At 51.9% G+C, this 12,992-nt stretch carries 11 protein-coding genes and 1 pseudogene; 5 read left to right on the forward strand and 7 right to left on the reverse strand.

What is annotated here, in order from left to right; translation table 11 throughout:
- Positions 1-70 precede the first annotated feature (70 nt).
- The 4 genes from Q5H92_RS24695 to Q5H92_RS24710 all read left to right on the forward strand — a co-directional run bounded on the left by Q5H92_RS24695 (position 71) and on the right by Q5H92_RS24710 (position 3,359).
- Positions 71-739, forward strand: a complete 669-nt coding sequence (locus tag Q5H92_RS24695) for a hypothetical protein (RefSeq protein WP_305014249.1) — start codon at positions 71-73, stop codon at positions 737-739.
- 313 nt (positions 740-1,052) lie between these two features.
- Positions 1,053-1,601, forward strand: coding sequence for a hypothetical protein (locus tag Q5H92_RS24700; RefSeq protein WP_305014250.1), 549 nt, complete (start codon positions 1,053-1,055; stop codon positions 1,599-1,601).
- A gap of 27 nt (positions 1,602-1,628) precedes the next feature.
- Positions 1,629-2,852 (forward strand): PIN domain-containing protein, encoded by a 1,224-nt coding sequence (locus Q5H92_RS24705; RefSeq protein ID WP_305014251.1) that lies wholly within the window; start codon positions 1,629-1,631, stop codon positions 2,850-2,852.
- A 9-nt stretch (positions 2,853-2,861) separates the two neighbouring features.
- Positions 2,862-3,359, forward strand: coding sequence for a hypothetical protein (locus tag Q5H92_RS24710; RefSeq protein WP_305014252.1), 498 nt, complete (start codon positions 2,862-2,864; stop codon positions 3,357-3,359).
- A gap of 1,426 nt (positions 3,360-4,785) precedes the next feature.
- Here Q5H92_RS24710 and Q5H92_RS26760 read toward each other — a convergent pair.
- Positions 4,786-5,016: pseudogene (locus tag Q5H92_RS26760) on the reverse strand (Arm DNA-binding domain-containing protein); the annotation flags it as partial.
- A gap of 18 nt (positions 5,017-5,034) precedes the next feature.
- Here Q5H92_RS26760 and Q5H92_RS24720 point away from each other — a divergent pair.
- Positions 5,035-5,385: a hypothetical protein gene (locus tag Q5H92_RS24720; RefSeq protein ID WP_305014254.1), complete on the forward strand. Its 351-nt coding sequence runs from the start codon at positions 5,035-5,037 to the stop codon at positions 5,383-5,385.
- Here Q5H92_RS24720 and Q5H92_RS24725 read toward each other — a convergent pair.
- From Q5H92_RS24725 to Q5H92_RS24750, 6 genes are all read right to left on the reverse strand, one after another.
- Complete coding sequence (locus tag Q5H92_RS24725) at positions 5,345-6,289, reverse strand: Rossmann-fold NAD(P)-binding domain-containing protein (RefSeq protein ID WP_305014255.1); 945 nt, start codon at positions 6,287-6,289, stop codon at positions 5,345-5,347. The two genes, Q5H92_RS24720 and Q5H92_RS24725, sit on opposite strands and share 41 nt — an antisense overlap.
- A 152-nt stretch (positions 6,290-6,441) precedes the next feature.
- The gene (carB, locus tag Q5H92_RS24730; RefSeq protein WP_305014256.1) at positions 6,442-9,675 is read right to left on the reverse strand and encodes a carbamoyl-phosphate synthase (glutamine-hydrolyzing) large subunit; all 3,234 of its coding nucleotides are present in this window, start codon (positions 9,673-9,675) and stop codon (positions 6,442-6,444) included.
- A 92-nt stretch (positions 9,676-9,767) separates the two neighbouring features.
- Positions 9,768-10,139 carry a hypothetical protein gene (locus Q5H92_RS24735; protein ID WP_305014257.1) on the reverse strand — a complete coding sequence of 124 codons (372 nt, stop codon included), beginning with the start codon at positions 10,137-10,139 and terminating at the stop codon, positions 9,768-9,770.
- Between the two features lie 46 nt (positions 10,140-10,185).
- Positions 10,186-11,268 carry a glutamine-hydrolyzing carbamoyl-phosphate synthase small subunit gene (gene carA / locus Q5H92_RS24740; RefSeq protein ID WP_305014258.1) on the reverse strand — a complete coding sequence of 361 codons (1,083 nt, stop codon included), beginning with the start codon at positions 11,266-11,268 and terminating at the stop codon, positions 10,186-10,188.
- A 53-nt stretch (positions 11,269-11,321) separates the two neighbouring features.
- The gene (locus tag Q5H92_RS24745) at positions 11,322-11,612 is read right to left on the reverse strand and encodes a hypothetical protein (protein ID WP_305014259.1); all 291 of its coding nucleotides are present in this window, start codon (positions 11,610-11,612) and stop codon (positions 11,322-11,324) included.
- A 79-nt stretch (positions 11,613-11,691) separates the two neighbouring features.
- On the reverse strand, positions 11,692-12,855 hold the full coding sequence (locus Q5H92_RS24750) for an aspartate aminotransferase family protein (protein ID WP_305014260.1): 1,164 nt from the start codon (positions 12,853-12,855) through the stop codon (positions 11,692-11,694).
- Positions 12,856-12,992 lie beyond the last annotated feature (137 nt).

Raw genomic sequence — 12,992 nt, forward strand, 5'->3', positions numbered from 1 at the left:
CCTACATCGTTGCAAGAACGATGCTGTTGTGTACCTTGAGCTTTGTGCTCGTTAACAGAGCTACTTCAGCATGGACTATGTTTATGATAACGCAGGCTACCTTTTTTGGGGCGGTCTGTTGGTTCTCGTGATTATCAGCGGGGTACTCAGGTACGTCAAAAACCGTCGCAGCCCCTACCACACGCAACTACGAGACCGTAAGCGTAGACTGATCGAAGCTGAGGAAAAGGGTGATTACAGGTCGCTTCAGCAGATTCTATTGGAGTGTAAGTGGCTAGAAATGCACGAAAGGGATGCTAGGTTTTCATATTCCTATAGGCACATAGATGCCACGCATCGCGAAATAGAGGCAAATAGCAGGACCATTTATGCAAGTATTGACGCCGAAAAAATGGTGTTGCCTAATGCTAGTAATGTTGCTAAGCTGAATAAATACGAATGCCATTCATTCTTTAATGAACTCGTATTTGATTACCGAAAAGCATTGGCAAATAGCAGTTACAACGGCAATTTCTTCTTTCCTGAGAAAATCCTTCCATATCCCAAACAGTACTTATTGTTCGCGCTGGATAAGTTGATAGCCGTGGAAAGTGGCAAAGATGATTACGCGACGTTGCGTGAATACTTAGTTAAAAATTGCATCGGTATGCTGCCAATGTTTTTACCCGTTGATAGGGAATTAAACAAGAAAGCCGGTGAACAGTACCTTGCTGCTATCAATACGGGTACAGTCGCTTAAACTCATCTAGCTTGACGTAACACGCGTAGTCTTCTAACCTATCGGTATCATCACCAGTGAAGGTGGTTAGATGCTCACACAGCTTGTTTACTTCGTTGTCGTAGTACAGTTCCACGAAGAAGCAGGTATTCATGTGGCACAGCCCTACGGTATCTTCCTCTTCATGCCGAGTGGCTATGTAGGTGCCGTACTCCCATACAGCCACAAACTGATCTTGTAAGGGTAGGGGGCTAAACTCGGCAAGTGTCATGCTCATAGGACAATGATAGGTTATGTGTGTCTATCTTGCCCACTTACATCAAGACCTTAACACATGGATAGTGGCTGGTTAGTAGCAGGAACTTCAATAGCGACCATAGTTGCAACAGGGTTTTTCAATATTTGGAGTAAGCATATTGACAAGGCTCAAAAGATAGATGAACATAAGCTGACGATAAGGAGCTTATATGTTGCTAAAAAGATAGAAGCTGGACAAGAATTTATAAGTAGAAATACTGTTCTGATTACCAAAATTCACGTTGAGCTTGCGCTATACCAAGACTTGCTTACAGCAGGGAGATATGGCAAAGATTTAACAGATAGACTTGATGCTGCCTATAAGGCGGTAGTGGCAATGTCGTTGGAGCGGAATAACTTCTCTGATTTGTATTTTGATCTGAGTACAATTGAGACTGAATACAATAAACTTTCGTATTCGTATAACTTGTTGATAATAAAAATGAATGCAGCCTCTGATGTGGACAAGCCAGTTGAAGTCGAAACGGTCAACGACGCGATTAGCCACTTGAATCAAATGCTAGCACTAAATGCTGAGATGGCGAATGCTGTGCGTACTAGATTGGCTAAGTACGACATTCTGTAATTATACATCATTATATTTCACACGACCATGATCATTGTTTTAGATACGAACATCATAATGGAAAACTGGCTGTTCGATAAGCCATATCACAAGGCGCTTATAGATTACATCAACAAATCTGTTGATTGTCAAGTAGTATTTCCTCAAATAGTATGGAGCGAAATCAGGGCTAAATATAAATCGGAATTAAAAGATGCGCTAAACAAACAAGCTAGTGCTAATCGTACGGTCGGAAAGTACATATATATTTCCAACGATTACGACCCTTTTGGTGATTCAATGAAAGAGCTAAAAGAAAATGCTCATTTTATTGATATTGACAAAGCTTACGATGATTATAGTGAATATCTGTTGGCAACTTTATTGTGTGGGTATCATTCAATAATAGAATACCCAGATGGCGTCCTTCCCCGCTTGGCTGAGAAAGCGATTGCTAGGATCAAGCCGTTTAGCACGAAAGGGGAGGAATTTCGAGACGCTATCCTATGGCAATCGGTGTTGAATATCGCTCATGAGTACGACGAGTTAAATCCAATAGTGTTCATCAGTAAGAATACAAATGAGTTTTCAGATATTACCGATAAGAATAAGCTTCATCCTGAACTTGAATATGAGGTTAATGCACTTAAAGATAAAGTTGTGCTCTATTACACTTCCGTTGAAGACTTTATTAAAGCGCATTTAGAACCTATTGAACATATCAATTGGGTATGGACATTGGAAAATGTAGAGAGTATAGGACTAAATAATCACATTTTGAATTACATTGAAGGAATTAGGAGCGATGTTATGCTTCGTTTCGCTGCTAGATTTAATGATGTCATTTTTGATGCCGAAGGGTCTCCCGGTCAATTAAAATTGCGGGCACCCGGTTTGTTTTATGTTTCACAAGAAGAAACAATCTACACGTATAAGAACGGCGACGTGTCTCTTTTCGCTAATTTCGATGGTACATTGATCCTGCCAACAAGTTATTACCCGCGTTTACCATCAAGTGATTTTTCGCGATATGACAATGGTGTTGCTAGAACTGTGAATACCAGCAACTATTCACCCGGTTATACTGAGTTTCCTTATCATTTTACTACTCAAATTGAGCTGACGATAAGCGAAAAGTCTTTGGTTTACAAAGCGGTGGCATCATTCGTCATGAAGGGTAAAAGTTACGAGCCTACATCAGAAAAGTGGCTTCGATATGATGTAGAGAGGTCTATGAATCAGTACGATGAAGAGAATGACTTGCCTTTTTAAAGTTTTGGTATGACAAACGAAACCCTATTCAAGATTCTGGCTGTTGTGTCGCCTTTTGCAGCTAGTGGGATTACATATTTTCTAGCGCTACGCTCTAAGAAGAACGAATATCTATATCAAAACAGGTTGCCGGCTTTTAAAGAAGTTGCAGCAGTATTCGCCAAAATCAGAAAGTATTGTATCGGCAGAATGGCAATAGAAGTAGGAGCCGAGTTCTCTCCCTTCTATGGGGAAGATGGCTCGGCATTGGAACTCAGGGAGCAACTGGCTGAGGTTAGGCAACTGAACGAAGTGTTCCTTACTGATAAAAGCAAGTCCGTTTTGGAATCTGTAGACGAGCGATTAGCAATGCTTTGTCATATAGAACTTCAAGCAGCAAGTATTGTCCAGCTACCGGAACCGTCAGAATATGCGTCGGATACGCTCACTGGTTGGTCCGATCTGCTTAATGTGGTAGAAGATGCTCTTAAAGTGCTTTACAAAGAAATTGGACTGCCTAGTAAGTAAGGCGACGATCGAAATAGAGGAAACCCACTGGCGTTAGCCAGTGGGTTTCTTATTGCCCAATTGTAGTCGATATTATGGTAACTTAGCCCCGCATAAGTGCCATCCAACCAGCTTTTTGCAAAAATTAATTTGCTTTCAGTAATCGGTCGGTTTCCTGCAAAATCATTTCTTCATCTGCTTTAAAGTATTTGGCAAGTTCGCGTAAGTCTTTGGTGCCAATCATCGTGCCTACCGTTTCTTGTTTATAGCCGAGCCGTACCATGTTTGATACAAAAGAACGGCGCAAACTATGCGAAGAAATCATGTTGTACTTATAATCGTATTCAGGTTTACCAACACCACGTTTCGTTTTCAGCTTGGCTAGCATCTCGTGTTCGTGTATGTGTAAGCCGTGTGTTTCATACATTGCTTTCAAGCATTCTTTGATGTACTTGTTGAACTTCTGTTCACTCAGCACCTTCACAGCTTCTGAATGTCGCACCGGCAATGCAAACGAACGATTGGGATATTCCGACTTTCTCAAAATGTCAAACCATTTTGACGTTGCCAGCGGTATTTTGTAGGAACTGGTGTTTTTGTGGGTATAGCCTTTGATGAATTTGCCCTCAAAATACCAGCTTGAATCCACCATGTCGGAGTATCGGCAGCCTAGGGAAGCTTGCACCAATGCCATGTCAATGATGCGGATCCAGCTTGGCTTGCAGTTTTTGTGGTTCCGAAATTCATCCAACCATTCCAATTCCTCTTGATTGAGGAACACCACGTCGAAAACTTCTTTAGTGACTTTAAACTTGCGGCTGCGAAAAATCGGGTTAACGGTTATCCCATTTTCAACACACCAACCAAGAAACGTAACTAGACGCTTGATTAAGCCGCCAAAGTGGTTGTCGTAATTTCCTTCAATATCCAGTGCCCATTGTTGATAAGCGGCATAAAACTTTATATCAAACCCATCAAGCGACAACGGATACTGCGTTGCCTGTGAAAACTTGCTGAGGCTCGTGAACAACGCCTTTCGTTGGGTTAGCGTCCCTTTTTTTAGCCCGCCAGTTCTAACGAGTTCTTCACATTCAGTCAAAAATCTTTCAAAGGTCTTGTCAAAAAGCTTCCGATCCGCTAGCGCTTTGTCATTGCTCTTGTAGATGCCTTTTTCTTCCAACCGTTGTATGATGCGGTTTTTCTTCGCTTGGGTTTGAATCGCTGCACCTTCGTTCATCAAATCACGAAACGAAGCGCGTTCGTACTGCAACACTTCGTTCATGTTGCCGATGCTCTGAAACACATCGTCAATCGCACCGTCGGATTCTTCGATCCGCTTCATTGCGGCTTGTGTGTCGGCTATCCACTGCGCTGTAACGGCGCGTTCTGCTGCTATAGGGTAGCCCGCTTTTACCAACTCGTGCGTTGGTTCGGGTAGGGCAGAGGCGACCGAAAACAGCAGCGCTTGCACCGTCTGAATCTTGTGATTCGCCGCAACGCTTTCGTCGGTGCGGACCACCACCAGCTTCTTTACCGAATCCCAACTGGCTTTGTCCACTGCTATGCCGGTTGGGTACTCTTTGGTGTCCCGGTTGTAGGTGTAGGTGACTTGGACGGGGTGCGTCCCGTCTGCGTTGGCACGGCTCTTTAGCCGGGCACTGATACTGAATTTACCCATCTTGTTTGTCTGTTAGTGATGGTGTGGATCGAAGGTAATCGAAGTGGTCCAAACATCTCAAAAATGGTCCAAACATTTTACATAAACCCGTTAAAAAGCCCAGCAGACCCACTTTTAAATCTCGTTTTTGGGTTCGAGTTGACGGGTTTCTATTCCAGCGGGATCACAGCAAAGCGCCCCATTCTGGAAACAGGATGGGGCGCTTTCGTTTTGATTGGTCCGGCTGCTGCCAGTTTCTGGGCGGTTGGTTTTAAAATCCGTCAAATGTCAAAAGGCCCCGCAGATGCCAATGCTGCGAGACCTTTTGATAATTGGATGGCGGCAAAGGCTACTTCAATAGTTCATGTAGCACCGTTTGCATGGAGATAGTTCGGTTGCCGGCTTCTTGGATGATGAGCGAGCCGGGCGCGTCGAGCACGGCGTCGGATACTTCCACGTTGCGGCGCACGGGCAGGCAGTGCAGGAATTTGGCGCCGTCGGTCAGGGCCATGTGTTCAGGGGTGAGCATCCAAGTGGGGTCGTTACCGAGCACTTGGCCGTAGTCGAGGTAGCTGCTCCAGTTTTTGGCCTGCACGTAGTCGGCACCTTCCAGAGCCTTTTTCTGGTCGTATTCGATGCGGGCGCCTTTGGTGAATTTGGGGTCCAACTCGTAGCCTTCGGGGTGGGTGATGACGAAATCAACCCAGTCGATTTCCGAGAACCAGTCGCAGAAGGAATTGGGCACGCACTGGGGCAGGGCGCGCACGTGCGGGGCCCAGGTGAGCACCACTTTCACACGCTCCTTCTGCTTGGTTTCGGCCACCGTGATGAGGTCGGCAAAGGACTGCAGTGGGTGCAGCGTGGCGCTTTCCAGGCTGATGACGGGCACGGTGGCGTACTGCAAAATCTTGTTGAAGACGACTTCGCCGTAGTCCTCGGCCTTGTCCTTGAGGGTGGGGAAGGTGCGCACGCCCAGCACGTCGCAGTACTGGCTCATCACCGCAATGGCGTCCTTGATATGCTCCTGCGTGCCGCCGTTCATCACCGCGCCGTCGGCCATTTCCAGGGTCCAGGAGTCGGCCCCGGCGTTCAGCACCCAAGCTTGCGCGCCGAGGTTGTAGGCTGCTTTCACGGAGCTGAGGCGGGTGCGCAGGCTGGGGTTGAAGAAGATGAGGCCGACGGTTTTGTTGCGCCCGATGTGCTGGTAGCCGTAAGGGTTGGCTTTGATTTCGAGGGCTTGCTGCAACAGGGCTTTGTAGTCGCCCGCATCGGCGAAGGAGGTGAATTTTTTCATGTGGTTTCAGTGTCAAAAAGAACGTCATGCTGAGCGAAGCCGAAGCATCTCTACCGCGCAAGTAATTTGATTTACTACCGCAGTAGAGATGCTTCGGCTTCGCTCAGCATGACGTTCTATATAAAAGTTGCTTTCGCTGTTGTGCTGCCGGACTACATCGCCTTATACTCGTTCCAGCTCTTAATCTTCAAGTCCTTCATTTCCAGCGTGCAGAAGGCTTGAATAAACGCCTTCGCCAGCCGCGCATTTGTCAGCAAACCGACGCCGAAATCCACGGCCGTGCGGCGGATTTTGTAGTCGTTATCCAGCTCGCCTTTCGACAGGTTTTTAGGGATATTAATGACCAGGTCGATTTTCTTTTCTTTTAGATACGTCAGCACGTTGGGCTCTTGCAACTCATTGGGCCAGAAGAGGAGGCTGCTGGGGATGCCGTTTTCGGCGAAGAAGCGGTGCGTGCCCTGGGTAGCGTACACGGTGTACCCCTTTTTGATGAGCAGCGCGGCGGGCGCGAGCAGGGCCACTTTGGAGATGATGGGGCCGCCAGAAATCAGTACCGATTTCTGGGGGATTTTGTAGCCCACGCTCAGCATCGATTTCAGCAGGGCTTCCTCGGCGGTATCGCCCAGGCAGCCAACTTCGCCGGTGCTCACCATGTCGACGCGCAGCACCGGGTCGGCACCAGGCAGGCGGGTGAACGAGAACTGCGGGGCCTTCACGCCCACGAAGGGCAGGTCGTAGACCCTCTCGCTTTCGTCGCGGTCTACGTGTTTGCCCAGCAGCACCTGGGTGGCCTTTTTGATAAGGTTGTTACCCGAGATTTTCGATACGAAGGGGTAGCTACGTGAGGCCCGGATGTTGCACTCAATCACGCGGATTTCGCCGTTTTTTTCCAGGAACTGGATGTTGAACGGGCCGCTGATTTCGTAGCGCTTGGCAATCTTTTCGGCGATGATTTTCAGCTTGCGGATGGTGCCCACGTACACCCGTTGGGGCGGGTAGTACATGGTGGCGTCGCCGGAGTGCACGCCGGCAAACTCCACGTGCTCGGAAATAGCGTAGCTCACGATATCGCCGTGGTCGGCCACCGCATCGAGCTCAATTTCCTTGGCTTCTTGGATGAATTCGGACACCACCACCGGGTATTCAGCGCTGACATCAGCGGCCGTTTTCAGGAATTCTTCCAGTTCGAAGTTGTTGGAAACCACGTTCATGGCCGCGCCCGACAGCACGTAGCTCGGCCGGATGAGCACTGGGAAACCGACTTCGCGCACGAATTCCTGCATGGCTTCCAGCGAGGTCAGCTCCTTCCAGCGCGGCTGGGCAATGCCCAGCTCGTCCATGATGCTGCTGAACTTATGGCGGTTCTCGGCCTCGTCGATGCGGGCCGGGGCGGTGCCCAGGATGGGCGCGTCGGCATCGGCCAGGCGGGTGGCGAGGTTGTTGGGAATCTGGCCGCCGGTGCTCAGAATCACGCCGCCGGGCTGCTCAAAATCCAGAATGTCCATCACCCGCTCAAAGCTCAGCTCCTCGAAATACAGCCGGTCCGAGACGTCGTAGTCGGTCGAAACGGTTTCGGGGTTGTAGTTGATAATGATGGTTTTGTAGCCCTCGGCCGCCGCCGTTTGCACGGCCTGCACGCCGCACCAGTCAAACTCCACTGACGAGCCGATGCGGTACACGCCTGAGCCCAGCACCACCACCGACTGCGCGGTTTCGCGCGCCAGGTCGTTTTCGGTGCCGTGGTAAGTGGTGTAGAGGTAGTTGGTTTTAGCCGGGAATTCGGCCGCCAGCGTGTCAATCTGCTTCACCACGGGCAGCACGCCCAGGGCCTTGCGGCGGGCGCGCACCAGCAGCTCGTCGGCTTTCACATCGCCTTCGCCCAGCAGCTTCACGGCAATCTGCTGGTCGGAGAAACCGGCTTTTTTAACGTCGCGCAGCAGCTTGGTTTCCAGCCCGTCCAGGCCCGCGCTGCGGCCGGCGGCTAGCTGGTTGCTCAGCTCGAAAATGCCGTAAAGACGCTGCAAAAACCAGTGGTCAATCTTGGTCAATTCGTGCACCTGCTCCAGCGTGTAGCCGGCCTCGAAGGCGCTGTTGATGGCGAAGATGCGCTCCTCGTTCGGCTCGCTCAGGAGCTGGTCGATGGCGGCGTGGTCCAACTCGTCTTCAGGCCGGTTGGCCACAAAGCCGCGCTTGCCGGTGTCCAGCATGCGCAGGCCTTTCTGGATGGCTTCCTCGAACGATTTGCCGATGGCCATCACCTCGCCCACGCTCTTCATCGCGCTGCCAATCTGGCGGTTAACGCCCGCAAACTTGCCCAAATCCCAGCGCGGCAGCTTCACCACCACGTAGTCGAGCGCCGGCTCGAAGAAGGCCGACGTGGTTTGCGTCACGCTGTTTTTCAGCTCGGCCAGCGAGTAGCCCAGGCTCAGCTTGGCGGCCACGAAGGCCAGCGGGTAGCCCGTGGCCTTGGAGGCCAGCGCCGAGGAGCGCGATAGGCGCGCGTTCACCTCAATCACGCGGTAATCCTCCGAAACGGGGTCCAGCGCGTACTGAATGTTGCACTCGCCCACGATGCCCAGGTGGCGAATGGTTTTGATACCGATGCTGCGCAGCTTGTGGTACTCGCGGTTGCTGAGCGTTTGGGACGGGGCCACCACGATGCTCTCACCGGTGTGGATACCGATGGGGTCGAAGTTCTCCATGTTGCAGACCGTGATGCAGTTATCATAGGCATCGCGCACCACTTCGTACTCCACTTCCTTCCAGCCTTTCAGCGATTCTTCCACCAGAATCTGGTCGGAAGTGGTGAAGGATTTTTGGACCAGCGTCCGCAGCTCGTCCATGTTGTTGGCGAAGCCGCTGCCCAGGCCGCCCAGCGCAAACGCCGCCCGCACGATGATGGGAAAGCCGATTTTCTCGGCCGCCGCCAGCGCGTCTTCCATCGTCGTCACGGCCACGCTGCGGGCCGAGAGCACGCCAATCTGCTCCAGCTTCTCCTTGAAAATATCCCGGTCCTCGGTGTCGATGATGCTCTGCACGGGCGTGCCCAGCACCTTCACGTTATACTTCTCGAACACGCCGGCGCGGTACAGGGCCACGGCGCAGTTCAGCGCCGTTTGGCCGCCAAAGGCCACCAGAATGCCATCGGGCTGCTCCTTTTTGATGACCTCCTCCACGAAGTAGGGCGTCACGGGCAGGAAGTACACGTCATCGGCAATGTTGTCCGACGTCTGCACGGTGGCAATGTTGGGGTTGATGAGGATGGTGCGGATGCCTTCCTCCTTCAGCGCCTTGAGGGCCTGCGAGCCGGAATAATCGAACTCCCCGGCCTCGCCAATTTTGAGGGCGCCGGAACCAAGGATGAGAACTTTGTTGGGTTTGTTCATTCTAAGGGTTGGGTAACAGGCCGCTGGTGCGACCATGTTCAAAGGCATTTATGCGAAGTCGGCTACCGCCGGTTTTTGCTTGAAATAGGTTTCTACCTAGTAAAGAGGGTGTCGCTTTTCACGATTTCCCAATTGCCGGACGGCCGTTTGGTCATCCAGATTTTTATAGCTGCATCAGCCCGCTCACCATCCAATAAAAAGCGGAAGATGAGGGTGTCTTTCGTGGCGCTCATGTCATTCTCTACCTTGAAATTCCGGGCGGTTATTCTCCCGGTTCGGCTGGTTATTCGGGGAGAAACCCGGGCCGAATTCATGGCCTCGTTGACAAGCTTTCCCGGCTCACCCAGCACGGCTTTCAGAACCGTTTCCTGTCCCTTGGTCCTGATAAAAAGATATGCTGCGAAAACCAGCGCCCCCACCAGTAAATATCCCCAGTATTGAAACCTTCGGCTTTCAGGTTGCATGAGAACGGTGGGTTTGGGATAATGCGGGAGCTTTTAAAATGCGGAATTATTGGTTCTTATACTCCACCACCGCTTTCAAAAAGTCATCAAACAGAAACTCTGTATCCTGCGGGCCGCCGGCGGCTTCGGGGTGAAACTGGGTGGAGAAGAACGGCTTGGTTTTGTGCTTGATGCCTTCGCAGGTCCCGTCGTTCAGGTTCTCGAATAGCATGTCCCACTCGGCGGGCAGCGTTTCGGTATCGACCGCGAAGCCGTGGTTTTGGCTGGTGATGTAGCAGTGCTGGGTGCCGGTGAGTTTCACGGGCTGGTTGTGGCTGCGATGGCCGTATTTCAGCTTGAAGGTGTCGCCGCCCGCGGCCAGGCCCATGAGCTGGCTGCCCAGGCAGATGCCGAAAATCGGCTTGTCCTGTTGCAGGGCTTTCTGGAGGTTCTGGATGGTGGTTTCGCACATTTTGGGGTCGCCGGGGCCGTTGCTCAGGAACAGACCGTCGTAGGCGAGGGTCGTGAAATCGTAGTCCCAGGGCACCCGAATCAGTTCCACGTCGCGCTCCAGGAAGCAGCGGATGATGTTGGTTTTGGTGCCGCAGTCCACGAGCACGATTTTGTGCTGGCCGTGGCCGTAGTGCTGCACATCAGGGGGGCTCACCTGCGCCACGAGGTTGTCGAGGTTGGGGTCGTGCAGGGGCACGTCGGTTTCGGCCACGATTTTGCCCAGCATAGCACCTTTCTCGCGCAGCTTCTTGGTGAGCATGCGGGTATCGACGCCGAAGATGCCGGGGATGTTGTACTCCTTGAGCCAGTCGCCGAGGCTTTTGGCGGCGTTCCAGTGGCTGTGCTCCTCGGAGTAGTAGTTCACCACCAGCCCGGCAATGTGAATTTTGTCGGACTCGAAAATCTTCGAAATCGACTCGTACAGCTCTTCGCCGGGCACGCCGTAGTTGCCCACCATGGGATAGGTGAGCACCAGAATCTGGCCGGCGAAGGACGGGTCGGTGAGGTTTTCGGGGTAGCCGGTCATGGCCGTGCTGAATACCACTTCGCCCGCCGATGAGGTGAACGCGCCGAAGGAAGTGCCCTCAATTTCGGTGCCGTCTTCGAGGATGAGTTTGACCTGTTTCGTATTTTCCAAGGTAGTATTAAGATTAAAAAAAAGGCTGAATGCGAAGCGCTTCAGCCTTTTTCCTATTGTTGATATTTTACTGACCGTACGCTGTCGTTAAGCAGCTTTACTAGTATGTGGCTGCCGCCAGTATCAGGTAGCTCATAGGCCATTACCAGCAAGGAATCGGCCTTTGATTTTTCCCAATAGGTGGAATCAGGCGTTGATAGCGCATTCAAAACCTGCTGCCGCGTCATGCCTTTTTTAGCCTGGCTCATCTGGCTTATGCGATTGAAAGTCCCGTAAGCTCCAACGAAGTATTTCAAATAAAGCCCGTATCCGACCGACAAGCAGCAGCAGATAATGATGACCATAGTTGAAGGTTTCATCGGGGCAGGTGCCTAAGTCAAATTCGACTTCGCGCCACAAAGATGCGGCACCGCAGCAAAAAAATTAGTCAAGAGCCGAGGCTTGTTGGATAATTTCTACCGAATTTTCCGTCAGCGCATACAACGCCTGCAAGAACTGGTCGACCTCTACCTTGCTGATATTCAACGGTGGCAGCAGGCGGAGTACCGTGGGGTCGGAGGCGTTGCCTACAAAAATGTGGTATTCCGCCAGCAGCTTGTCGCGCACGTCCTTGATGGGGAAATCGTACTTGATGCCCACCATCAGGCCGCGGCCGCGGATTTCTTCGGCGCCGGCGTGGGCCAGCAGCTCGGTGTGGAGGTATTCGCCCATTTCGGCGGCGTGGGCCAGCAGGTTTTCCTGCTCAATGACTTCAAGCACGGCCAGGGCGGCGGCGCAGGCCAAGTGGTTGCCGCCGAAGGTGGTGCCCAGCAGGCCGTAGGAGGCTTTCAGCTCCGGCGCAATCAGGATGCCGCCGATGGGAAAGCCGTTGCCCATGCCCTTGGCCACGGAAATGATATCGGGCCGGATGCCGGCGTGCTGATGCGCGAAAAACTTGCTGCTGCGGCCGTAGCCGCTCTGCACCTCGTCGGCAATCAGGATGACGCCGTACTGCTTGCACAGCGCCGCCAGCCCTTGCAGGAATTCATCGGAAGGCATGATGATGCCGCCTACGCCCTGAATCGGCTCGATGATGACGGCGCAGACGTCGCCGCCTTGCAGCGTGGTTTCCACCGCCGCCAGGTCGTATTCGAGGAAGCTGACGGCGTGGCTCGCGTTGAAGGGTGCAACTATTTTCGGGTTGTCGGTAGCCGCCACCGCGCCGCTCGTGCGGCCGTGAAATGCGCCTTTAAACGCCACCACGCGGGTTTTTCCAGTATGGAAAGAGGCCAGCTTCAGCGCGTTCTCGTTGGCCTCGGCCCCCGAGTTGCACAGAAACAGCGCGTAGTCTTCGTAGCCCGACACCTGGCCCAACTTGTGCGCCAGCTGCGTCTGAATCGGAATCTGCACCGAGTTGGAGTAGAAGCCGATGTTTTGCAGCTGCTCGGTGAGGCGCTGCACGTAGTGCGGGTGGCTGTGGCCGATAGAAATAACGGCGTGGCCGCCGTAGAAATCCAGGTATTCCTGGCCCTGGTCGTCCCACAGCTTGGCGCCGAGTGCCTTTACAGGCGTGATGTTGACGAGGGGATAAACGTTGAAAAGCTCCATTTTGAGTATTTGGTTACTTTGCTTTGCAGAGATTTCTAATAACAAGCCTAGTAAAAATTTGGCGGTGGTCTAATTCAGAGTGAGGTTGTGCTTGTCGATGACAATTTTAATACGGGCCGCGTGCATCGTCAGTGATT

The organism is Hymenobacter mellowenesis (assembly GCF_030581005.1).
Classification (GTDB): Bacteria; Bacteroidota; Bacteroidia; order Cytophagales; family Hymenobacteraceae; genus Hymenobacter; species Hymenobacter mellowenesis.

Coding starts and splice junctions, on each gene's coding strand:
- Q5H92_RS24705 (WP_305014251.1), top strand. CDS start 1,629: ATGATCATTGTTTTAGATACGAACATCATAATGGAAAACTGGCTGTTC.
- Q5H92_RS24750 (WP_305014260.1), bottom strand. CDS start 12,855: ATGGAGCTTTTCAACGTTTATCCCCTCGTCAACATCACGCCTGTAAAG.
- Q5H92_RS24695 (WP_305014249.1), top strand. CDS start 71: ATGGACTATGTTTATGATAACGCAGGCTACCTTTTTTGGGGCGGTCTG.
- Q5H92_RS24710 (WP_305014252.1), top strand. CDS start 2,862: ATGACAAACGAAACCCTATTCAAGATTCTGGCTGTTGTGTCGCCTTTT.
- Q5H92_RS24700 (WP_305014250.1), top strand. CDS start 1,053: ATGGATAGTGGCTGGTTAGTAGCAGGAACTTCAATAGCGACCATAGTT.
- Q5H92_RS24735 (WP_305014257.1), bottom strand. CDS start 10,139: ATGCAACCTGAAAGCCGAAGGTTTCAATACTGGGGATATTTACTGGTG.
- carB (WP_305014256.1), bottom strand. CDS start 9,675: ATGAACAAACCCAACAAAGTTCTCATCCTTGGTTCCGGCGCCCTCAAA.
- Q5H92_RS24745 (WP_305014259.1), bottom strand. CDS start 11,612: ATGGTCATCATTATCTGCTGCTGCTTGTCGGTCGGATACGGGCTTTAT.
- Q5H92_RS24725 (WP_305014255.1), bottom strand. CDS start 6,289: ATGAAAAAATTCACCTCCTTCGCCGATGCGGGCGACTACAAAGCCCTG.
- Q5H92_RS24720 (WP_305014254.1), top strand. CDS start 5,035: ATGGTGTGGATCGAAGGTAATCGAAGTGGTCCAAACATCTCAAAAATG.